Source organism: Streptomyces sp. NPDC052036 (assembly GCF_040680495.1).
GTDB lineage: Bacteria > Actinomycetota > Actinomycetes > Streptomycetales > Streptomycetaceae > Streptomyces.
Map to the genome: position 1 here is coordinate 96,833 of NZ_JBFAWW010000008.1, position 21,689 is coordinate 118,521.

20 protein-coding genes are annotated in these 21,689 nt (G+C 71.1%); 3 read left to right on the forward strand and 17 right to left on the reverse strand.

The genetic code is table 11. From position 1 onward, the window contains the following. Window positions 1-61: 61 nt before the first annotated feature. The 13 genes from AB0L95_RS14310 to AB0L95_RS14370 all read right to left on the reverse strand — a co-directional run bounded on the left by AB0L95_RS14310 (window position 62) and on the right by AB0L95_RS14370 (window position 11,401). Window positions 62-892 carry a GvpL/GvpF family gas vesicle protein gene (locus AB0L95_RS14310; RefSeq protein WP_365161650.1) on the reverse strand — a complete coding sequence of 277 codons (831 nt, stop codon included), beginning with the start codon at window positions 890-892 and terminating at the stop codon, window positions 62-64. Between the two features lie 5 nt (window positions 893-897). Continuing rightward, window positions 898-1,443 carry a gas vesicle protein gene (locus AB0L95_RS14315; RefSeq protein ID WP_365161652.1) on the reverse strand — a complete coding sequence of 182 codons (546 nt, stop codon included), beginning with the start codon at window positions 1,441-1,443 and terminating at the stop codon, window positions 898-900. Between the two features lie 81 nt (window positions 1,444-1,524). After that, window positions 1,525-2,658: an SRPBCC family protein gene (locus AB0L95_RS14320; protein WP_365161654.1), complete on the reverse strand. Its 1,134-nt coding sequence runs from the start codon at window positions 2,656-2,658 to the stop codon at window positions 1,525-1,527. Continuing rightward, window positions 2,651-3,223 (reverse strand): ABC transporter substrate-binding protein, encoded by a 573-nt coding sequence (locus AB0L95_RS14325; protein WP_365161656.1) that lies wholly within the window; start codon window positions 3,221-3,223, stop codon window positions 2,651-2,653. Before AB0L95_RS14325 ends, AB0L95_RS14320 begins: the two co-directional genes overlap by 8 nt. 82 nt (window positions 3,224-3,305) lie before the next feature. After that, window positions 3,306-3,569, reverse strand: coding sequence for a gas vesicle protein GvpG (locus AB0L95_RS14330; protein WP_365161658.1), 264 nt, complete (start codon window positions 3,567-3,569; stop codon window positions 3,306-3,308). A 41-nt stretch (window positions 3,570-3,610) separates the two neighbouring features. Continuing rightward, window positions 3,611-4,336: a GvpL/GvpF family gas vesicle protein gene (locus tag AB0L95_RS14335; protein ID WP_365161660.1), complete on the reverse strand. Its 726-nt coding sequence runs from the start codon at window positions 4,334-4,336 to the stop codon at window positions 3,611-3,613. Beyond that, window positions 4,333-4,776 carry a gas vesicle protein GvpJ gene (gene gvpJ, locus AB0L95_RS14340; protein WP_365161662.1) on the reverse strand — a complete coding sequence of 148 codons (444 nt, stop codon included), beginning with the start codon at window positions 4,774-4,776 and terminating at the stop codon, window positions 4,333-4,335. Before gvpJ ends, AB0L95_RS14335 begins: the two co-directional genes overlap by 4 nt. Before the next feature lie 47 nt (window positions 4,777-4,823). After that, window positions 4,824-5,216, reverse strand: a complete 393-nt coding sequence (locus tag AB0L95_RS14345) for a gas vesicle protein (RefSeq protein WP_365161664.1) — start codon at window positions 5,214-5,216, stop codon at window positions 4,824-4,826. 272 nt (window positions 5,217-5,488) lie between these two features. Next, complete coding sequence (gene rbsD / locus AB0L95_RS14350; RefSeq protein ID WP_365161666.1) at window positions 5,489-5,878, reverse strand: D-ribose pyranase; 390 nt, start codon at window positions 5,876-5,878, stop codon at window positions 5,489-5,491. After that, complete coding sequence (gene rbsK, locus AB0L95_RS14355) at window positions 5,875-6,774, reverse strand: ribokinase (protein WP_365161667.1); 900 nt, start codon at window positions 6,772-6,774, stop codon at window positions 5,875-5,877. Before rbsK ends, rbsD begins: the two co-directional genes overlap by 4 nt. A 115-nt stretch (window positions 6,775-6,889) precedes the next feature. Next, the gene (locus tag AB0L95_RS14360) at window positions 6,890-8,839 is read right to left on the reverse strand and encodes a substrate-binding domain-containing protein (protein ID WP_365161669.1); all 1,950 of its coding nucleotides are present in this window, start codon (window positions 8,837-8,839) and stop codon (window positions 6,890-6,892) included. Next, the gene (locus tag AB0L95_RS14365; RefSeq protein WP_365161671.1) at window positions 8,829-10,358 is read right to left on the reverse strand and encodes a sugar ABC transporter ATP-binding protein; all 1,530 of its coding nucleotides are present in this window, start codon (window positions 10,356-10,358) and stop codon (window positions 8,829-8,831) included. Before AB0L95_RS14365 ends, AB0L95_RS14360 begins: the two co-directional genes overlap by 11 nt. Continuing rightward, complete coding sequence (locus AB0L95_RS14370) at window positions 10,355-11,401, reverse strand: LacI family DNA-binding transcriptional regulator (RefSeq protein ID WP_365161673.1); 1,047 nt, start codon at window positions 11,399-11,401, stop codon at window positions 10,355-10,357. Before AB0L95_RS14370 ends, AB0L95_RS14365 begins: the two co-directional genes overlap by 4 nt. A 348-nt stretch (window positions 11,402-11,749) precedes the next feature. On the opposite strand from AB0L95_RS14370, the gene AB0L95_RS14375 reads away from it, so the two are divergent. Both AB0L95_RS14375 and AB0L95_RS14380 read left to right on the forward strand, forming a co-directional pair. After that, window positions 11,750-14,026 carry an ATP-dependent RecD-like DNA helicase gene (locus tag AB0L95_RS14375; RefSeq protein WP_365161675.1) on the forward strand — a complete coding sequence of 759 codons (2,277 nt, stop codon included), beginning with the start codon at window positions 11,750-11,752 and terminating at the stop codon, window positions 14,024-14,026. A gap of 232 nt (window positions 14,027-14,258) precedes the next feature. Continuing rightward, window positions 14,259-15,548: a citrate synthase gene (locus AB0L95_RS14380; protein WP_365161677.1), complete on the forward strand. Its 1,290-nt coding sequence runs from the start codon at window positions 14,259-14,261 to the stop codon at window positions 15,546-15,548. A 581-nt stretch (window positions 15,549-16,129) separates the two neighbouring features. Here AB0L95_RS14380 and AB0L95_RS14385 read toward each other — a convergent pair. Both AB0L95_RS14385 and AB0L95_RS14390 read right to left on the reverse strand, forming a co-directional pair. Continuing rightward, window positions 16,130-18,388, reverse strand: coding sequence for a heavy metal translocating P-type ATPase (locus tag AB0L95_RS14385; protein WP_365161679.1), 2,259 nt, complete (start codon window positions 18,386-18,388; stop codon window positions 16,130-16,132). An 87-nt stretch (window positions 18,389-18,475) separates the two neighbouring features. After that, window positions 18,476-18,715, reverse strand: coding sequence for a heavy-metal-associated domain-containing protein (locus AB0L95_RS14390; RefSeq protein ID WP_365161681.1), 240 nt, complete (start codon window positions 18,713-18,715; stop codon window positions 18,476-18,478). Window positions 18,716-19,028: 313 nt separating this feature from the next. Here AB0L95_RS14390 and AB0L95_RS14395 point away from each other — a divergent pair, with 313 nt between their 5' ends. Beyond that, on the forward strand, window positions 19,029-20,072 hold the full coding sequence (locus AB0L95_RS14395) for a zinc-dependent alcohol dehydrogenase family protein (protein WP_365161683.1): 1,044 nt from the start codon (window positions 19,029-19,031) through the stop codon (window positions 20,070-20,072). A gap of 61 nt (window positions 20,073-20,133) precedes the next feature. Here the strand turns inward: AB0L95_RS14395 and AB0L95_RS14400 are convergent, their stop codons facing one another. Together AB0L95_RS14400 and AB0L95_RS14405 are read right to left on the reverse strand one after the other, a co-directional pair. Next, a complete protein-coding gene (locus tag AB0L95_RS14400; protein WP_365161685.1) occupies window positions 20,134-20,334 on the reverse strand; it encodes a MerR family transcriptional regulator in 201 nt (66 codons plus the stop codon). A 340-nt stretch (window positions 20,335-20,674) separates the two neighbouring features. Continuing rightward, complete coding sequence (locus AB0L95_RS14405; protein ID WP_365161687.1) at window positions 20,675-21,682, reverse strand: chaplin family protein; 1,008 nt, start codon at window positions 21,680-21,682, stop codon at window positions 20,675-20,677. Window positions 21,683-21,689 lie beyond the last annotated feature (7 nt).

Sequence of the window (21,689 nt, forward strand, 5' to 3'; positions counted from 1 at the left end):
GACCGGTTGTCGTAGGTGTCGCCGTACCAGTCGTCGTGGACGTGCCGCGTGTCGTACTCGCTCACCGCTGCCCGGCCCCTTCCTGCGCGTCGGGTGCCAGGGGTGCTGCGAAGGAGTACGGCGCCCAGGGCCCGGTGACGTCCACGCGCACCCCGGGCAGGTCGTCCGCCGCGTGCAGCATCCGGGTGCGGAACTCCTCGGAGAGCCGGCGCGGGACCAGATAGGCGTCGTTGGCGACGTTCTCACCCGCCACCCCCCGGGTCAGACCGCCCTGCTGCGGCCGGTGCCTGGTCCGCTCCACCGCCAGACCCCGGGCCTGCAACTCCGTTCGCCGTACGGCCTCCTCGGCCGTCCGCCACGCGTCCTCGCGCGCCTGCCGCTGGTGCCGGCGGCGGCGCAGATACGCACGTCCGGCATCCGCTCCGGCCTCCGCTCCGGCGGCGGCGCCGGTGTCGGCGGCGGGAGGCGGGGCGGACGGCGCGGACGGGGGCGGCACCTCGGCGTAGACCTTCACGCCCCACTCCACCTGGTCGGCGAGCCGGTCCAGCAGCGCCGCGAGGTCCGCCTCCCGGTCGTCGAGCATCTGCCGGACCCGCGCCTCGTCGAGGTACACGGTGGCCAGCCGCAACGGAAGGACCGTGGTGTGCGCGGCGAGGGCCTCGATGACGGAGTGATGCGCGCGGGCCGTCGCCTCCAGCCACTCCAGGTCCTCCAGGCCGGCCTTCAGGGCCGCTTCCGAGAACCCTTCCCGGGGCACCGCGCTGACCGCGGCGGCCACCGGACCCGAGCGGACCAGGGTGACGGGTGCGCCCGCCACGCCCCGGACACCGGTGAGCTCCGCGGCGGCGGACGACCCCACCACGGCGTATGCGTAGCACAGTCGATCGTCCACCGGTCTCAGCTCCGGTCCTTGTCCCTACGCGCCCTACGGGTGCCCTCGGCCGTACGGGCTCTGCGGGCGCCCTCGGCCGCGCGGTCGTCGTCCTCGGTCTTCCGCCGCTTGCGCCGGGGTTCCGCGGGCGGCTCCCGCTCGGCGTCCGGGGCCTCACGCGAGGGGCGGCGGGCCTCCGCGCTGTTCCCGGGCAACTCCGCCGGGGACTCGGCGATCCGCCGGCGCAGCGCCTCCACCTCGGTGCGCAGCCGCTCGTTCTGCTCCTCCAGACTGCGTCGGCCGTCCGCGCCGGAGGCGCGGGAGGACAGGGCGGGATCATGCTCCCACCAGTCGATGCCGATCTCCCTGGCCTTGTCGACGGAGGCCACCAGGAGCCGGAGTTTGATGGTGAGCAACTCGATGTCGAGCAGATTGATCTTGATGTCGCCGACGATGACGATGCCCTTGTCGAGCACGCGTTCAAGGATGTCGGCCAGGTTGGTGCTGGAGGACCCCTGACCGTACGGGTACAGGCCCCGGGACGGCGTGGGGACCGGCTCGGACTGGGTCACGGCACACTCGACCTCGATTCGCTGAGGCTCCGGCGTCGGCGACGCGGAAACCGGCGGGCTCGCGCACCTCGGCGCCCGGAACTAACCGCGACGCCGACGCCCTTGGGAGCCTTCTTCCTCCGTCTCGTCGTAGCGGTCCTCGTCCTCCTCCCGGTCGTCTTCGTCGGATTCCCCGGTGGCGTCGTCGTCCTCGTCCCCCTCGTCCTCTTCCTCCTCCTCGTCCTCGTCCTCTTCCTCCTCCTCGTCCTCGTAGCGCTCCTCGGGCTCCTCGCCCTCTTCCTCTTCTTCCTCTTCTTCCTCGTCCTCGGGGTAGCCCTCTTCTTCTTCCTCTCCCTCGTCGAGCGCCGCCTCGCGCTCCTCGGCCTCCTCGGCCTCCTCGTGCGTACGGACCACTTCCCCGTCGCGGATCTCGCCGCGCCAGGCGCCGCTGGCCTCGCCCCGGCTCATGATGAAGGCGCGGTAGAGCTTCAGATCGAGTCGCACCCGGCGGCCCTGGGCGCGCCACAGGCCGCCGGTCTTCTCGAAGAGGCCCTGGGGGTAGTACTGGATGACCAGCAGCACCTTGGTGAGGTTGTCCCCGAGCGGGTGGAAGGTGACGACGCCCTTGTGGGTGCCCTTGGGTCCCTCGGTGGTCCAGGCGATCCGCTCGTCGGGCACCTCTTCTGTGACGGTGCCCCGCCAGTGCCGCCGCGACTTGGCGATCTTCGCCTGCCAGTGGGTGGAGATCTCGTCGTCCTGCCGGACATCCTCGACGCCCTTGGCGAACCGGTTGAAATCCGTGAACTGCGTCCACTGGTTGTAGGCCTCGCGCACGGGCACGCCCACGTTGACGTCCTCGATGAAGGTCAGCGACTTGCCCTGGCCGTCGGGCTTGTTCTTGCGTCCTCCCCCTATCGCCTCCTTGGCCTTGTCCAGCAGTACGTCCTTGGCGTGGGACAGGATCCCGCCGTCGTGTCCGTCCGCTCCTTCGCCGCCGCCGAGCAGCCCGCCCCCGAGGAGCTTCTTGCCGCCCTTGAGGGCGAGGCCGGTCAGCATGCCCGGACCGATGTGCGTGTCGGCCAGCCGACGAGCGCCCTCACCCAGCCGCTCGCCCACGTTCCCGATCGTCACCTCGAACCGGGTCTGCAGATACTCCTCCAGCTCCTGCATCAGCCGGTCCGTGGCGGGGTTCTGCTTCGCCTGCTCACGGACCTTGGAGAGGGCGCCATCAACCATCGTCCGGCCTCCTCGATCGTGCGGAACCGCTCTTCGCGCGGCTCTGGGCGGCCGGCGCCTTCTTGGCCGGCGCCTTCTTCGCCGGTGCCTTCTTCTTGCGTGCCTCGCTTCCCTGGCCGGGTGCGCGCGCCTGCGTCTTCTTCTGGCGCGCCGCGCTCCGGCTCGCCTGGCTCTTGCGGGCCCCGGTGCGACGGCCCTCGCCCCGGTCTTCTCCGCGCTCGCCCTCGTCCTCCTCGCCGTTCTCGCCGTTCTCGCCGTCCTCGTCCCCGCCGTACGCCCGCTCCTTCAGCCCGGTGGTGCGGTCGTGCAGCGCGTCGGCCAGGCTCTCGGCCTTCGCCGACAACAGGGTGGTCGCCGCGGACTTGCCCGCGTCCGCCAGCTCGGTACGGACCTGCTCACTGATGTTCCCGACGAGCGGGGAGTCCTGGAGGAGCTTGCCCAGCTGGTCGGGCCTCACCCGGGACCCGGCCAGCATCGCACCGAGACTCATGGCGAGCTTGGCCTTCTTGGTCCGGCCCAGCAGATAGCCGGCGAGAACAGCCACCGCGATCTTGGGATTGATCATGATTCGTCTTCTCTCCTTGCCCAGGCGTCACGGCCCGTGTGTCACGGCCGGGGCACCACGCGCCGCGCGTCACGGCATGCGCTCACAGCCCGCTCTGTCCGCCGCGCCGCAGTTGGTAGGCCCTGATCTCCTCCAGGTGGTGCAGCAGTTCCTCCTCACGCCGCGCGAACTCCTCCTCGCCGATCCGGCCTTCGTTCCTCGCCCGCTCCAGCTGCACGAGTCCCTCCTGCACGGGCGCGGGGTCGTAGAACTCGTCCTCGGCGGTCCGCACCACCTTGTCGAGCACCCAGCCGATGCCCCGCACGGGGGCGAACGGCAGCGTCAGAATTCCGGTGACCAGTCCCACTGCGCCTCCTCGTGCCGTCTGGACAGGGCCCGGAGAAAGGGTCAGGTGAAGCTGTACGGCGGCAACGGCCCCCGCACCCGCACCTCGACGTCCTCGCCCAGGCGCTCGGCCAGTTCCTCGCCGGTCCGGGTGAACTCCTCGTCGCGCTCGTCCTCCACCAGGAAGGACGCGTTCACGAAGTACTGCTGGGACGGCGGGGCGACCTTCTCCGTCAGTGCGAGCGGCCGCAGGGCGGCGAGCACCTCGGCGGCCAGCGCCTCCTCGTGGCGCTGCACCTCCTGGGCCACCAGCTCGCCGAGGGCCAGCCGGTCCTGCTGCGTCCCGCCGCCCTCCCGGGTCGCCTCGTTCAGCGCGCGGGCCTGCTCGGACTCCTCCAGGACGGCGCGCAGCACCGCGTCCTCCTCCTTGAGGCCCTTGACATTGAACTCGGCCCGCCCGGCCAGCTCTTGGAGGCGCTGGGAGAACTGCTCGGCCCGTTCCTGAAGCACCGCGCGCACCGCGTCCTCGTCCGGCGCGACGAATCCGAAGCTCAGCGGCAGAACGGTCCCCTCGGCCCACAGCCGTTCCTGGGCCTCGTGGTGCGCCTCCAGGTCCCGGCGCGCGACCGACAGGTCCTCCGGTGCCTCACTGACGACGGCGCACAGGGAGTCGACCCGTACCGTGTGCAGTTCGGCGGGCGACGCGCCCACGCCCTTGATGCCGTGCAGGTCCAGGGGATGCGAGTCGTCGGTGATCGCGTACACATACAGCGCCATCGGTGCGCTCACTCCTCCCGGTCCTTGGCGGAGCGGCGGTGCGAGCCGCGTTCGGCGCGCTCGGGCTCCCTCTCGCGCTTGTCGCCGCCTCGGCCCTGCAGCGATTCGGTGAACGCCTCGACCGCGCCGGTCAGTGCCCCCTTGCTCTTGCCGTGGGCACCGCCCTCGGTGATGCCCTCGACGAGGTCGGGCAGTTGTGCGGGTGCCTTGCGGCCCGACTCCAGATCCAGCCGGTTGCAGGCTTCCGCGAAGCGCAGATAGGTGTCGACGCTGGCCACGACCACACGGGCATCGACCTTGAGGATCTCGATGCCCACCAGGGAAACCCGGGCGAACACGTCGATGACCAGCCCCCGGTCGAGAACGAGTTCCAGCACGTCGTACAGGGTCCCGCCGCCCCCGCCGCCGCCCCCGGCGACGGCGCCACCGCCGCCTCCTGGCACCACAGTCACGATTTCTTCCCCTCGTAGACCTCACGCAGGGGTGCCGCCTTGCTGCCCTAGCGGCCCTCTCTGTCGACCTGTGCGCGGGTGTAGCGGCGTGCACGTTCGTACGCCATCAGCTGACCCGCGGGATCCAGAACGACCTTGTAGCTGGCCATCACACTGCTCGTGTCCGGGATGCGCTCCAGCTCGACGACCTCCACCAGGGCCTCCCAGCCGTCGGCCGTCGGCTTCAGCGCGGAGACGGACTGGGGCGCGCGCCCCAGCAGCTCGGACAGCTGCTGCGCCGCGTTCTTCATGGCCTGGGGGGCGGGCACGCGCCCGGGACCGGAGGCCTCCGGCTCCTGGGACGACTGCTCCCGCTTGCCGCCGGACGTCTTCCGCTCGGGAGAAGACGGCTTCCGTGACGCGGAAGATGCCTTCTTGCGCTCAGGGTCGTTCGTGATCATTCACCTTCTTGCCTTCTCCGTTCCATGATTGACCTACTTCGTACCGTATGCCAGTCGTATGTACATTTATTCGGGATCGCTGAGACGCGAAAGAATTTTCCGCTCCGGCCGTGCAACCCTTCCCGCACCCGGCATGTCGTAGTGGGCGTCAGAACTTCTGGAGGGGGATCCGGGGGGATCGCGGGGGTTCTGACGCGGAGGGGGAAGCCGAGGGGCCCGGTCTGTGGACCGGGCCCCTCGAAGTCCCTATGGCGTGGGTCAGAGGGTATGGATCAGAAGAAGACTCCGCAGCGCAGCAGCACGTTCGCGTACGGCCGGGCCTCGCCCGTGCGGACGACCAGACGGGCCTCGCGGGTCATCCGCTTCAGCTCCTCGTGCGGGACCAGCGCCAGCTGGGGGAAGTGCGCGTCCAGCAGCGCCGACGCCTCAGGGTTCGCGTCCCTTATCTCCCGCGCCGCCGTCGCACCCTCCACCACCAGCTCGTCCAGCAGACCGGCCAGGACCTCCGCGAAGGACGGGATTCCGGCGCGGAACGCCAGGTCGACCACCCGCGGGCCGTCCGGTATCGGCATGCCCGCGTCACACACCAGGACCCCGTCCCCGTGGCCCAGCTCGGCCAGCGCCCCGGAGAGATGACGGTTCAGGATTCCGGCCTTCTTCACAGCGCCTCGACCTCCTCGGCGGTGGGGTACGACTCCTGGGCGCCGGGGCGGGTGACCGCCACCGCGCCCACCCGTGCCGCGTAGGCCGCCGCGTCCGGCAGCGACGAGCCCGTGCCCAGCCGCCAGGCCAGCGCCGCCGTGAACGCGTCGCCCGCACCGGTGGTGTCCACCGCCTCCACCTTCACCGAGGGGACCCGGGTCATGGACTCGGCGGTCGCCGCCAGCGCGCCCCGCGCGCCGAGGGTCACCACGACCGACCGCGGGCCGAGCGCCAGCAGCGCGGCGGCCCAGTCCTCGGGCGAGCCGTCCAGCTCCGCGCCCGTGATGACCCGTGCCTCGTGCTCGTTCACGATCAGCGGGTCACAGGCCGCCAGCACCTCGGCGGGCAGCGGCCGGGGCGGCGAGGGGTTCAGTACGAACCGGGTGCCGGACGGCAGAGTCCGTACGACCTCCACGACCGTCTCCAACGGGATCTCCAGCTGCGCCGAGACCACACGGGAGGCGGACAGCAGCTTCCCGGCGGCCTGTACGTCCTCGGGCGCGAGTCTCCCGTTGGCTCCGGGGGAGACCACGATGCTGTTGTCCCCGGACGGGTCCACCGTGATGAGCGCGACGCCGGTGGGCGCCCCGCCGACCAGGACCCCCTCGGTGTCGACGCCGGCCGCGCGCTGCGACTGGAGCAGCAGCCGGCCGTGCGCGTCGTCGCCGACCCGGGCCAGCAGCGCCGTACGGGCGCCGAGACGGGCGGCGGCGACCGCCTGGTTCGCCCCCTTGCCGCCCGGGTGGACGACCAGGTCGGAACCGAGCACCGTCTCTCCGGCCGCGGGCCGCCGCTCCACCCCGATCACCAGATCGGCGTTGGCCGACCCGACGACCAGGAGGTCGTAGTCGTACATGAACTGTCTCCCAACGGATCCCCGTGGATCCACTACAGCGGTGAAACCAGTGCCACGGCCGCGGGCCGCGCGCACTGCGCGGGCCCGCCGCCGTGGCGACCGGCTGGGGCGGGGGTCAGCCCGTGAACCCCGCCACGTTGTCCTTCGTGACCACCTTCACCGGAACCTTGACGGTTTCCTCGACCTTCTTGCCCTGGATGGCCCGCAGCGCGTTGTCGACCGCGATCCGGCCCAGCTGCGAGGGCTGTTGTGCCACCGACGCGTACAGCGAGCCCGCCTTGACCGCGGCCAGACCGTCGGGTTCGCCGTCGAAGCCGACGACCTGGACGGACGTGCCGGCCTTGGCGCCGAGCGCCTTGATCGCACCGAGCGCCATCTCGTCGTTCTCGGCGAAGACGCCCTGGATGTCGGGGTGGGCCTGGAGCAGGTTCGTCATCACGTCGAGACCCTTGGTGCGGTCGAAGTCCGCGGGCTGCTCGGCGACGACCTGGATCCCGGGGTAGGCCTTCAGTCCCTCCTCGAAGCCCGTGCCGCGCTCACGGCTCGCGGACGTGCCGGCCAGACCCTGCAGGATCACGATCTTGCCCTTGCCGCCCAGCTTCTCGGCCAGCGCCTGGGCGCCCAGCTTGCCGCCCTCGATGTTGTCGGAGGCGACCAGCGCGGCCGTCTTCGCCTTGTTGACGCCGCGGTCGACGCCCACCACAGGGACGCCCGCCTTGTTCGCGGCACGCACCGCCGGGCCCGCGGCATCCGAGTCGACCGGGTTGACGACGATCGCACCGAGACCCGAACTGGTGAAGTTCTGCAGCTGGTTGGCCTGCTGCGAGGCGTCGTTCTGCGCGTCCGTGACGGTCAGGTCGACGCCCTGCTTCTTCGCCTCCGCCTGCGCACCCTTCTTGATCTGCACGAAGAAGGGGTTGTTGAGGGTGGACAGCGACAGGCCCACCTTCGGCGTCGTGGAGGAGGAACCGCCGTGCAGGAACGACAGGGAGGCCACCACGACCACCGCGACCACGGCCGCGAGCAGATAGGTCACCGTCTGCCTGCCCTTGCCGGCGCCGCCCGGGGCTCCGGCGGCCACCGGGGTGGCCCCGGCCTTGCGGCGCACCGTGTCGAGCAGCACCGCCAGGGCGATCACGACACCGATGACGACCTGCTGCCAGAAGGCGGACACCGACAGGAGGTTGAGGCCGTTGCGCAGCACCGCCAGGATCAGCGCGCCGATCAGGGTGCCGGACGCCTTGCCGGTTCCGCCGGCGAGGGAGGCGCCGCCGATGACGACCGCGGCGATCGCGTCCAGCTCGTAGCCGTTGGCGGCCTGCGGCTGCGCGGAGGACAGCCGTGAGGCGAGCACGATGCCCGCGGCGGCGGCGAACAGGCCCGACAGCGCGTAGATCGCGAGCTTCTGCCTCTTCACCCGCAGACCCGACAGCCTTGCCGCTTCCTCGTTGCCGCCGATCGCGTACATGGAGCGGCCGATGTACGTACGGCCGAGGACGAAGGCGGTGATCAGCCCCATGACGACCATCACCAGCACCGGCACGGGCAGCCAGCCGCCCAGCGTGTCACCGAGGTGCGAGACCGAGGAGGGGAACGCGATCGGGGAGCCCTGCGAGATGACCAGCGACAGACCGCGGCCCACCGACAGCATGGCGAGCGTCGCGATGAACGGCGGGAGCTTGCCGTACGAGATCAGGACGCCGTTGACGAGACCGGCGGCGAGGCCGGTCGCGATCGCGAGGACGACCGCTATCACCACGGGGACGCCCGACGATGTGGCGCTCCAGGCGAGGACGGTGGCCGACAGCGCGGCGACCGAGCCGACCGACAGGTCGATGCCCGCCGAGACGATCACGAAGGTGGCGCCGAAGGCGAGGATCGCGGTGACGGCCGCCTGGACGCCGATGTTGAGGAGGTTGTCGGTCGTCAGGAAGTCGCCGGACAGCGCCGACATCACGATGACGAGGCCGATGAGCGCGGTGAGTGCGCCGTTGTCGAGCAGGAGGCGACGGATACCGCCGGCGCCACCGGCGCCCGCCCGGGTCTTGAGCGTGTCAGTGGCCACGGGAGGCCTCCGTTTCGTTCACAGTCGTGGTGGAGGTGGAGACGGCGAGCGCCATGACGGAGTCCTGGGTCGCCTCGTCGGCGGAGAGTTCGCCCGCGATCCGGCCCTGGGCCATCACTAGGACCCGGTCGCTCATCCCGAGCACCTCGGGCAGATCGCTGGAGATCATCAGGACCGCGGCGCCCGCGGCCGTGAGTTCGTTGATCAGCTGGTAGATCTCGACCTTGGCGCCGACATCGATGCCGCGCGTCGGCTCGTCGAGGATGAGCACCTTGGTGTCCGCCAGCAGCCACTTGCCGATGACGACCTTCTGCTGGTTGCCGCCGGAGAGGGTGCGCACCTGCTGGCCGAGTCCGGCCATCCGCACCCGGAGCCGGCCGGCGACCTCGGCCGCGGCGGCGTGCTGCCCCTTGCGGTCGACGATTCCGCCGTGGGTCGCCGCGCGCATGGTCACGAGGCCGAGGTTCTCCTCGATGGACGCGTCCAGGACGAGTCCCTGGCCCTTGCGGTCCTCGGGTACGAGCCCGATCCCGGCCTCCATCGCGGCGCTCACGTCGAAGCGGCGCACGGGCGCGCCGGCGACGTGCACGGCTCCGCTGTCGTAGGGGTCGGCGCCGAACACGGCCCGGACGACCTCCGTACGGCCGGCTCCCACGAGCCCCGCGATGCCGACGACCTCACCGGCCCGCACCTCGAAGGACACATCGTGGAAGACCCCGTCCCGGGTGAGCCCTTCGACGGTGAGCAACGCGGCCCCGGCGTCCGGCCGTTCGCGCGGGTACTGCTGCTCGATCGACCGTCCCACCATGAGGCGCACGAGTTCGTCCTCGGGCGTGGAGGCGGCCACCTGCCCGACGCTCTTGCCGTCGCGGATCACGGTGACCCGGTCCCCGAGCGCGGCGATCTCCTCCAGATGGTGGGTGATGAAGACGATGGCGACGCCGTCCTCGCGCAGCGTGCGCACGATGGCGAAGAGCTTCTCGATCTCTTCGGAGGTGAGCACGGCCGTCGGCTCGTCCATGATGAGCACGCGCGCGTTCAGGCTGAGGGCCTTGGCGATCTCGACCATCTGGAGCCGGGCGATGCCGAGTTCCCGCACGCGCGTCCTGGGCGACACCTGGACGCCGACGCGTTCGAGGAGTTCGGCCGCGTCGGCCTCCATCCTCTTGCGGTCGATCATGCCGAAGCGGCGCGGCTGCCGCCCGAGGAAGATGTTCTCGGCGACGGTCAGATCGGGAACGAGGTTGAACTCCTGGTAGATGGTGGCGATCCCGAGGCGCTCGGAGTCCTGCGCCCCGTGGATGCGCACCTCCTCGCCGCTGACCAGGATCCGCCCGTCGTCGGGGCGGTAGGCGCCGGAGAGCATCTTGATGAGGGTGCTCTTGCCCGCGCCGTTCTCACCGAGCAGCACATGCACCTCGCCCCGGCGCAGGTCGAAGTCGACGCCGTCGAGCGCGACCACGCCGGGGAAGGTCTTGCGTATGCCTTCGATGCGCAGCAACGCGTCCGGGTTGCTCACGGCATGCTCCTTTGCATGGGGGAGGGCTGCGCAGCGGGGGCCTGCGCAGAAGCCGGCTCGCCGCACGAGCGGCGTACGACGAGACGGGCGGGGAGGGTGACGGACTCGGGGGGCCGCCCCTCGATGCGGTCGACCAGCGCCCGTACGGCGGCACGTCCCAGCTCGCGGGTGGGCTGGGCGATCGCCGTGACCGGCGGATCGGTGTGCACGAACCACGGGATGTCGTCGAAGGCGGCGAGCGCGATGTCCTCGGGGACCCGCAGCCCGCGGTCCCGGATGGCGTCCAGCGCGCCGAGCGCCATCAGGTTGTCGGCGGCGAACACGACCTCGGGCGGCTCGGCCAGGTCGAGGAACCGCTCGGTGGCCCGCCGTCCGCTGTCGGCCTGGAAGTCGCCCTGGCCTATGTAGGCGTCGGGCAGGGGGAGGCCGTACTCGCCCAGGGCCTCGCGGAAGGCCTCGACGCGCTCGCTGCCGGTCGTGGTCGCCGCCGGTCCCGCGATGATCGCGAGCCGCCGGTGCCCGAGGGCGTGCAGATGGGCCACCAGGGCGTGCACGGCGGCGCGTCCGTCGGCGCGTACGACGGGGACGTCGACGCCCGCGATCCACCGGTCCACGAACACCATCGGGGTGCCGGCCTTCGCCGCGTCCAGCATGAGCGGGGAGCCGCCGCAGGTCGGGGAGACGAGCAGCCCGTCGATCCGCCGGTCCAGCAGGGTCCGCACATGGTGGTCCTGGAGCTCGGGCCGCTCGTCGGCGTTGCCGATGATCACGCTGTAGCCCAGGGCGCGGGCCTCCTCCTCGACGGAGCGCGCCAGATGCGTGAAGTAGGGGTTCAGCACGTCGCTGATGACCAGGCCGAGGGTGCGGGTCTGGTCGGTGCGCAGGGACCGGGCGACGGCGTTCGGGCGGTAGCCCAGCGCCTCGACGGCGGCCAGCACACGGCTGCGGGCGTCGGCGCTGACCGACGGGTGATCGTTCAGGACGCGGGACACCGTGGCGACGGAAACGCCCGCCGTCGCGGCGACGTCCTTGATGCTCGACATTGCCGGGACCACCTCCTTGTGAGTCCGTAAAGGCGTTTGAGCCAGTTGCGGCCGTTTTGCGATGTGGTGGAATCGTTTACAACGACCGGCACGGAGGATTGGAATCGATTACACGGGGGTTAATCAAGGGGTGGAGGGGCCCCGAGACCGGATTGTGATCCTGGGGAGATCGCAGGGGCGGGCGGCGGGCTCGGGCCCATGGGGTGCGGTCCCGCGGCCGCCCCACGCCTGCCCGCGGCAGGTTGACGAGTCGTCAGCCGCCGCCGGACGCGGGCGCCGAGGCCGCCGGCCCCGGTGGCTTGCGGCCGGCCGTCCCCGGTTGTCACACCCGGGCGGTAGCGTCGGATCATGACCACGGAGGCGAGTCGGGCAGGGCAGGCGGGCGGCGGGGAGCGGCACCTGGCCACGCTGGAGGGCGTGCTCGAGCGGATCACCTACGCCAACGAGGAGAACGGATACACGGTCGCCCGCGTGGACACCGGCCGCGGCGCCGGCGATCTGCTCACCGTCGTCGGCGCGCTGCTCGGCGCCCAGGTCGGGGAGTCGCTCAGGATGGAGGGCCGCTGGGGATCGCATCCCCAGTACGGACGGCAGTTCACGGTGGAGAACTACACCACCGTCCTGCCGGCCACCGTCCAGGGCATCCGCCGCTATCTGGGCTCCGGCCTCGTCAAGGGCATCGGCCCCGTCTTCGCCGACCGCATCACCCAGCACTTCGGCCTCGACACCCTGAGGATCATCGAGGAGGAGCCCGAGCGGCTCATCGAGGTCCCCGGACTCGGGCCCAAGCGGACCAGGAGGATCGCCGACGCCTGGGAGGAGCAGAAGGCGATCAAGGAGGTCATGCTCTTCCTGCAGACCGTCGAGGTGTCCACGTCCATCGCCGTACGGATCTACAAGAAGTACGGCGACGCCTCGATCTCCGTCGTCAGGAACCAGCCCTACCGCCTGGCCGCCGACGTCTGGGGTATCGGCTTCCTCACCGCCGACCGCATCGCCCAGTCCGTCGGCATCCCGCACGACAGCCCCGAGCGCGTCAAGGCCGGCCTTCAGTACGCGCTGTCGCAGTCCGCCGACCAGGGCAACTGCTATCTCCCCGAGGAGCGGCTCATCGCGGACGCGGTCAAGCTGCTCCAGGTCGACACGGGGCTCGTCATCGAGTGCCTGGCCGAGCTGGCGGCGCCCCCGGAGGACGACTCCGACCCCGGTGTCGTCCGGGAGAAGGTGCCCGGGCCCGAGGGGGAGGGGCCCGTCACCGCCGTCTATCTGGTCCCCTTCCACCGCGCCGAACTCTCCCTGTCCGCACAGCTGTTGCGCCTCCTGCGGACCGACGAGGACCGGATGCCCGCCTTCCGTGACGTGGCGTGGGACAAGGCGCTCGGCTGGCTCAAGGAGCGCACGGGAGTCGATCTCGCCCCCGAGCAGGAGGAGGCCGTACGGCTGGCGCTGACCCGGAAGGTCGCCGTCCTCACCGGCGGCCCCGGCTGCGGCAAGTCCTTCACGGTGCGGTCCATCGTGGAGCTGGCCCGGGCCAAGCGGGCCAAGGTCGTGCTGGCGGCGCCCACCGGACGGGCGGCCAAACGCCTGTCCGAGCTGACCGGCGCCGAGGCCTCCACGGTCCACCGGCTGCTGGAACTGAAGCCCGGCGGCGACGCGGCGTACGACAGGGACCGCCCGCTCGACGCCGACCTGGTCGTCGTCGACGAGGCGTCCATGCTCGATCTGCTGCTCGCCAACAAGCTGGTCAAGGCCGTGCCGCCGGGCGCCCATCTGCTCTTCGTCGGCGATGTCGACCAGTTGCCGAGCGTCGGCGCCGGAGAGGTGCTGAGGGATCTCCTCGCCGACGGGAGCCCCCTGCCCGCGGTCCGGCTCACCCGGGTCTTCCGCCAGGCCCAGCAGTCCGGCGTCGTCACCAACGCGCACCGCATCAACGCCGGGCAGCACCCGCTCACCGACGGCCTGAAGGACTTCTTCCTGTTCGTCGAGGACGACACCGAGGAGGCCGGCCGGCTCACCGTTGACGTGGCGGCACGGCGGATCCCGGCCCGGTTCGGCCTCGATCCGCGCCGGGACGTACAGGTGCTCGCCCCGATGCACCGGGGCCCCGCAGGCGCGGGCACCCTCAACGGCCTGCTCCAGCAGGTCATCACCCCGGGCCGCCCCGATCTGCCCGAGAAGCGGTTCGGCGGCCGTGTGTTCCGCGTCGGGGACAAGGTCACCCAGATCCGTAACAATTACGAAAAAGGGGAGAACGGGGTCTTCAACGGCACGGTGGGCGTGGTCACCTCGCTCGACCCGGTCGACCAGCGCCTGACGGTGCTGACGGACGAGGACGAGGAGATCCCCTACGAGTTCGACGAACTGGACGAGCTGGCCCACGCGTACGCGGTGACCATCCACCGCTCCCAGGGCAGCGAGTATCCGGCCGTGGTGGTCCCGGTCACCACCGGAGCCTGGATGATGCTCCAGCGGAACCTGCTCTACACGGCGGTCACCCGCGCCAAGAAGCTGGTCGTCCTCGTCGGTTCCCGTAAGGCGATCGGTCAGGCGGTGCGCACGGTCTCGGCGGGCCGGCGGTGCACGGCCCTGGACTTCCGGCTGTCCCCGGGGCCCCTCGACAGCTGACCTCCGCCCCACTGGCCCGTTCTCGAAAAAAATGATCGATCAAACGAGTCGCGAAGGTCACAGAGCACTTCCGGAACCGGTTCCCGGGGGGCAGGATGAGCAGGTTGACGGCACTCAGTGCCGCCGATGAGCCCAATGGTCGACCCCGAGTGCACTCTCCTGCGCCAAATGGGGGATGGTAGAGACAGTCAGGGCACCTCGAAGATGAGGCACTACGTCGGTGAGGGAAGACGTGAGCGACAACTCTGTAGTACTGCGGTACGACGGCGGCGAGTACACCTACCCGGTGGTCGACAGCACCGTCGGCGACAAGGGCTTCGACATCGGGAAGCTCCGCGCCCAGACCGGTCTGGTCACTCTGGACAGCGGTTACGGCAACACCGCCGCCTATAAATCCGCCATCACCTATCTGGACGGCGAGCAGGGCATCCTGCGGTACCGCGGCTACCCGATCGAGCAGCTGGCAGAGCGCTCCACCTTCCTGGAGGTCGCCTACCTGCTGATCAACGGCGAGCTGCCGACCGTCGACGAGCTCTCCACTTTCAAGAACGACATCACGCAGCACACCCTGCTGCACGAGGATGTCAAGAACTTCTACACGGGCTTCCCGCGCGACGCGCATCCGATGGCGATGCTGTCCTCGGTGGTCTCCGCGCTGTCCACCTTCTACCAGGACAGCCACAACCCCTTCGACGAGAAGCAGCGCAACCTCTCCACGATCCGTCTGCTCGCCAAGCTTCCGACGATCGCCGCGTACGCCTACAAGAAGTCGATCGGCCACCCGTTCGTCTACCCGCGCAACGACCTGGGCTACGTCGAGAACTTCCTGCGGATGACGTTCTCCGTGCCGGCGCAGGAGTACGACCTGGACCCGGTCGTCGTCTCCGCCCTGGACAAGCTGCTGATCCTGCACGCCGACCACGAGCAGAACTGCTCGACCTCGACCGTGCGTCTGGTGGGCTCGTCGCAGGCCAACATGTTCGCCTCGATCTCGGCCGGCATCAACGCGCTGTGGGGCCCGCTGCACGGCGGCGCCAACCAGTCCGTCCTGGAGATGCTCGAGGGCATCCGTGACTCCGGCAACGATGTCGACACCTTCATCCGCAAGGTGAAGAACAAGGAGGAGGGCGTCCGCCTGATGGGCTTCGGCCACCGGGTCTACAAGAACTTCGACCCGCGCGCCCGCATCATCAAGGCCGCCGCGCACGACGTGCTCTCCGCCCTGGGCAAGGACGACGAGCTCCTCGACATCGCCCTCAAGCTGGAGGAGCACGCGCTGTCCGACGACTACTTCGTTGAGCGCAAGCTCTACCCGAACGTCGACTTCTACACCGGTCTGATCTACCGCGCGATGGGCTTCCCGACCGAGATGTTCACGGTCCTGTTCGCCCTCGGCCGTCTGCCGGGCTGGATCGCCCAGTGGACCGAGATGATCAAGGAGCCGGGCTCCCGCATCGGCCGCCCGCGCCAGATCTACACGGGTGTGGTGGAGCGCGACTTCACTCCGGTCGAGGGGCGCTGAGCACGCCTCACGGCAGCTTGACCGGCAGGTGAGCCGAAGGGGCGCTCAGGCGCCCCGGAGGCGAACCCGCCACGAAAGAGCACGAAAAAGGAGAAGGCGCCCCGGCGACGGTCCCCCCACGGGCCGACGCACGAGGCGCCTTCCCATGTCCCGGTGCGGATTCCCCCCACGGGATCCGGCCGGGCGTCTGCGGGACAGCGCCTGAATCGCTGCGAGTAAAACGAGCAGAACTCGGCGTACCACTGCGATGCGGTCTGCCGGGACCCGTACCGACGGGAGGGCCGCTCAAAGCTCCCCGGTGTACGTGCCCCGGCAACGCAGTTTCCCGGGAACGTCCCCCAAGACATCCCCAGATGTCAGTCGCGCCCCCCAAGACGCTTCTGACATCGCCAACTTAGACCCACGAACCCTTCCGTTGGTTACGTTCACATCACTGTGATCTGCGTCTCTTGCGTATGTCCTGAAAATACGCAAGAGGCCCGATACGGGGATCGAGGCCCCAGCGTAAGGATGATGCGCGAGCCTTGTGAAGAGCTTATGTGAGGCATGCGTCGGACTCTAGAGGCACTCTCACCCTTGCGTCATGAGAATGCCCGGAGCCGCAGGCTGTTCGTGACCACGAAGACCGACGAGAAGGCCATCGCCGCACCCGCGATCATGGGGTTGAGCAGCCCGGCGGCGGCCAGCGGCAGTGCTGCCACGTTGTAGCCGAACGCCCACACCAGGTTTCCCTTGATCGTGCCGAGGGTCCGCCGGGACAGCCGGATCGCGTCCCCGGCCACCCGCAGATCCCCGCGCACCAGCGTCAGATCGCTCGCCTCGATCGCCGCGTCCGTACCGGTGCCCATGGCCAGCCCCAGATCGGCGGTGGCGAGCGCGGCCGCGTCGTTGACGCCGTCGCCGACCATGGCGACGGTCCGCCCCTCGCCCTGCAGCCGCCGGACGACGTCGACCTTGTCCTGCGGCAACACCTCGGCGATCACATCGCCGGAGTCGATACCGACGGCGCGCGCCACGGCCTCGGCCACCGCCCGGTTGTCCCCGGTCAGCAGGACCGGCCGCAGCCCCAGGGCGCGCAGCTCCCGTATCGCCTCGGCGCTGGTCTCCTTGATCGTGTCGGCGACGGTGAGAACACCGAGGGCCACTCCGTCCCGGGCGACCACGACGGCCGTGCGTCCCTCCGCCTCGGCCGTGTCCTTCGCGCGGGCCACCGCCTCCGGCAGCGCGTCCGGGAACCGGCCCACCGTGACCTCGTGGCCCTCGACCCGTCCGCGCACCCCGAGACCGGGCACGTTCTCGAAGTGCTCCGGCACCGGGAGGGCGCCGGTGCGCTCCTGGGCGCCCGCCGCGACGGCCCGGGCGATCGGGTGCTCGGAGGCGTGTTCCAGGGCTCCTGCGAGCCGCAGAACCTCCTTCTCGTCGGCCTCTTCGACGACGTACACGTCCTGGAGGGCCATCCGGCCGGTGGTGACCGTTCCGGTCTTGTCCAGGACCACGGTGTCGACGCGGCGCGTGGACTCCAGCACCTCGGGGCCCTTGATGAGGATGCCGAGCTGGGCGCCGCGGCCCGTACCCACCATCAGCGCCGTCGGGGTGGCGAGGCCCAGGGCGCAGGGGCAGGCGATGATCAGCACCGCGACGGCCGCGGTGAAGGCGGCGACCGTGTCGCCCGTGACGCCCAGCCACACCCCGAAGGTGCCGAGCGCGATCAGCAGCACGACGGGCACGAAGATCCCGGAGACACGATCGGCGAGGCGCTGCACCTCGGCCTTGCCGTTCTGCGCGTCCTCGACGAGGCGCGCCATCCGCGCGAGCTGGGTGTCGGCGCCCACCCGGGTCGCCTCCACCACCAGCCGGCCCCCGGCGTTCACGGTCGCGCCGGTCACGGCGTCCCCGACGGCCACGTCGACCGGCACCGACTCGCCGGTGAGCATCGACGCGTCGACGGCGGAGGCGCCCTCGACGACGGTCCCGTCCGTGGCGATCTTCTCCCCGGGCCGTACGACGAACCGGTCGCCGACGGCCAGCCGCGCCACCGGGATGCGTACCTCCCGGCCGTCCCGCAGCACCGCCACGTCCTTGGCGCCCAGTTCCAGCAGCGCCTTCAGGGCCGCACCCGCGCGCCGCTTGGAGCGGGCCTCCAGATACCGGCCGAGCAGGATGAACGCGACGACCCCCGCGGCCACTTCCAGATAGATGGCCTCTGATCCGTCCGTACGGGAGACGGTGAGATCGAAGCCGTGGCGCATGCCCGGCATCCCGGCGTCCCCCCAGAACAGCGCCCACAGCGACCAGCCGAAGGCGGCCAGCGTGCCTACCGAGACGAGGGTGTCCATGGTGGCGGCGCCGTGCCGGGCGTTGGTGAACGCCGCCCGGTGGAAGGGCAGCCCGCCCCAGACCACGACGGGCGCGGCGAGGGTCAGCGAGAGCCACTGCCAGTTGTCGAACTGCAGGGCCGGGACCATCGACATCAGGACCACGGGCAGGGCGAGCACGGCGGAGACGGTCAGCCGTGTGCGCAGCGCCGCCGTCTCGGGGTCGTCCTCGGGGGCCCCGGCCCCCTGCGGTCCGGGTTCCTCGGGCCGTGGCGGCGGGGGTGCCTCGGCCGTGTAGCCGGTCTTCACCACGGTGGCGATCAGGTCGGCGACCTCGATGCCGTCGGCGTAGGAGACCTTCGCCTTCTCCGTCGCGTAGTTCACCGTGGCGCTGACGCCGTCCAGGCGGTTGAGCTTCTTCTCCACGCGGGCCGCGCACGAGGCGCAGGTCATGCCGCCGATCGTCAGCTCGACCTCGGAGTGCGCGGCAGGGTCTATCGGGGCTGGTGCTGCGGTAGTGGTCATGTCCGGACTCCAGAAGGGGGACCGGGACGTACGGAGCCGGTATCAGTCGGTCGGTACGGCCCGGTGCGGAGATCGGGGAGGGGTGGATCAGGCCTTGCCGACGAGCTCGAAGCCCGCCTCGTCGACCGCGGCGCGCACGGCCTCGTCGTCGAGGGGTGCGGCGGAGATCACCGTGACCTCGCCGGTGGACGCGACGGCCGTCACCGAGCTGACCCCGGCGATGCCGGAGATCTCACCGGAGACGGAACCCTCGCAGTGTCCGCAGCTCATCCCGCTCACCCGGTAGACGGTCGTCACGGAGGCGGAGATGTCGGTCTGCGCGGTCATGTCGTTACTCCTTGGGAGACGTGTGGGGCCTACGTGCTTCAGATTATACCCCTAGGGGGTATGCCCCCAAGGGGTTCCTCGCAGGGGCCGGGCGGTGGGACGCCTTGGGGGACATGATCGGGCCGGGATCCGCCACCAGCAGGGCGGACCGCACGGTGGCGGCGACCGGTGCGCCCGTCCGGCGGAACGCCCGGCGAAACGGCGTCCGGTGACCGTTCCTCGGCCCGCGTCCCCCTCCTCGGCTAGCGTTCCGCCGGAGAGGCGCCCCCGGGGCCGCCCGGGAGCGCGGGACGAGGGCGGAGGGTGCGGTCGTATGCGTGCGGTGGTGTTCGAGCGGTACGGGGAGCCGGCCGAGGTGCGCGAGGTGCAGGATCCGGAGCCTTCGGAGCACGGGGTGGTGGTACGGGTCGAGGCGACGGGCCTGTGCCGCAGCGACTGGCACGGCTGGATGGGGCACGACCCGGACATCGCGCTCCCGCATGTGCCCGGGCACGAACTCGCCGGCGTCGTCGAGGCGGCGGGTTCCCGGGTGACCCGCTGGCGCCCCGGCGACCGGGTCACGGTCCCGTTCATCTGTGCCTGCGGCGGCTGTCCGTCCTGTGCGGCGGGCGACCAGCAGGTGTGCGAGCGCCAGACCCAGCCGGGGTTCACCCACTGGGGATCCTTCGCCCAGTACGTGGCCCTGGAGCACGCGGACGTGAATCTGGTCGCGGTGCCGAAGGAACTGTCGTTCCGGACGGCCGCGGCACTCGGGTGCCGGTTCGCCACGGCGTTCCGCGCGGTCGTGGGGCAGGGCCGGACGGCGGCGGGGGAGTGGGTCGCCGTGCACGGCTGCGGGGGCGTCGGCCTGTCCGCGGTGATGATCGCGGCGGCCGCGGGGGCGAGGGTCGTGGCCGTCGACGTGTCGCCCCGGGCCCTGGAACTGGCACGGCAGTTCGGGGCGGCGGAGTGCGTGGACGCGACACGCACCGAGGACACGGCGGAAGCGGTCCGGGAACTGACGGACGGCGGCGCCCATGTCTCCCTCGACGCGCTCGGCTCCCCGGCCACCTGTGCGGCATCGGTGAACGGCCTGCGCCGCCGCGGCCGTCATGTCCAGGTCGGCCTGCTGCCGTCGCCCGCCGGCACCACCCCGGTCCCCATGGCCCGGGCGATCGCCCTCGAACTGGAGCTGCTCGGCAGCCACGGCATGGCGGCCCACGCCTATCCGCCTCTGCTGGAGCTGGTCCGCTCGGGCGTCCTGCGCCCCGACCTCCTGGTCACCTCGGCGATCTTGCTGGAGGCGTCCCCGGCGGCCCTGGCCGCCATGGGGACGGCCCCGGGCAGCGGAGTGACCGTCATCGAACCGTGGGCCTGACGCTCCCCCGTGAGCGGCCCGCCCCTCGGCCGGGGACGGGCCGCTCACGGGGAAGGAGGGGTCAGGGCTCCCCGCGGCCGCGGTTGCCGGGCCGGGCGGCGACCCAGGCCCGGACCGTGTCGGCGTACCAGTAGGGTTTTCCGCCCTCCACATGGTCGGGCGGGGGAAGCAGCCCGTGTTTGCGGTACGACCTCACGGTGTCCGGCTGCACCCGGATGTGCGCGGCGATCTCCTTGTACGACCAGAGGTGGCGGTCGGCCATCAATAGCACCTCCCCGCGCGCGCCGCGGTGACGACCGGGGGAGGCCGACGGGGGAGCCGGGCGCTGCGCTGGTGATCACGAACCTGTGCTCCGTCAACGACGGGGGGTCCGAGGCGGGCAGGGCCTGTGAACGGGGTGTGACAGAACAGCGGTCCGCGCGGGACATGTGTGACGCGCCGGAGTTCTTTGTGACACGGCTGACGAACGGGGCCGGTGTGCCGCGTTCCGGGGACGGCGAACGGCCCGGGGGCGGCACCCCTGTCACGGGTGCCGCCCCCGGGCCGTGGACTGCGGAGGACGGGGTGCGGGTGCCGGACGCGGACGCCCGGCACCCGTCGTGCTAGAAGCGGGACGCGACGCGGCCCCGCCGGTACAGGACGAGCCCGCCGGCCAGCATCGCGACGCTGACGGCCGAGGCCGCGATCACGCCTTCGCTGCCGGTCTGGGCCAGGGCCGGCGCCGGGTGCGCGGCGGTGACGGGCGTGCCGGCCGGAGTGACGCCCGGCGCCTGCGGCTCGTGGGGCGTCGTCATCTGCGGCGGCGTCTGCGGGTTCTGCGGAACCGTCTGCGGCGGCGTCTGCGGGTTCTGCGGAACCGTCTGCGGCGGCGTCTGCGGGTTCTGCGGCGGCATCTGCGGCGGCGTCTGCGGGTTCTGCGGCGGCGTCTGCGGCGGCGTCTGCGGGTTCTGCGGAGGCGTCTGCGTACCGTGGTCGCCCGGACCGCCGTTCGAGGTCTGGCCCGAGCCGGTGTCGGGGCCGCACGAGTTGCCGGTGACCTCGTTCAACAGGCCGCCCACGTTGACGCCGTTGCCGCAGGCGTTGACCGGGACGTGCACCGGGACCTGGACGTTGTTGCCCGAGCCGATACCGGGCGAGCCGCTCGTGCTGCCCGTGGCGTGCGCGCCCGTGGAGGAGGCTCCGGTGTCGGAGGCCTCGCCGCAGGAGTTGCCGGACGCCTGGTTCAACAGAGCGGCCACGTTGACGCCGTTGCCGCAGGCGTTGACCGGGACGTGCACCGGGACCTGGACGTTGTTGCCCGAGCCGATACCGGGCGAATCGCTCGTGGCGCCGGTGGCGTGCGCGCCCGTGGAGGAGGCCGGCCCGCCGGAGGCGTGGCCGCAGGCGTTGCCGAACGCGGGGTTCAACGCGGCGATCACGTTGACCGTGTTACCGCAGACGTTGACCGGGACGTGCACCGGGACCTGGAGGCTGTTGCCGGAGGCGACGCCGGGCGATCCGTTCGCAGTGCCGTCGGCGTGCGAGTCCGCGTACACCGGGTTGCCGCACAGGGACAGAATGCCCGTCGCGGCGGCTGCCGCGACCATTCCCCTGCTCAGGGTCTGTCGCAATCTCGTT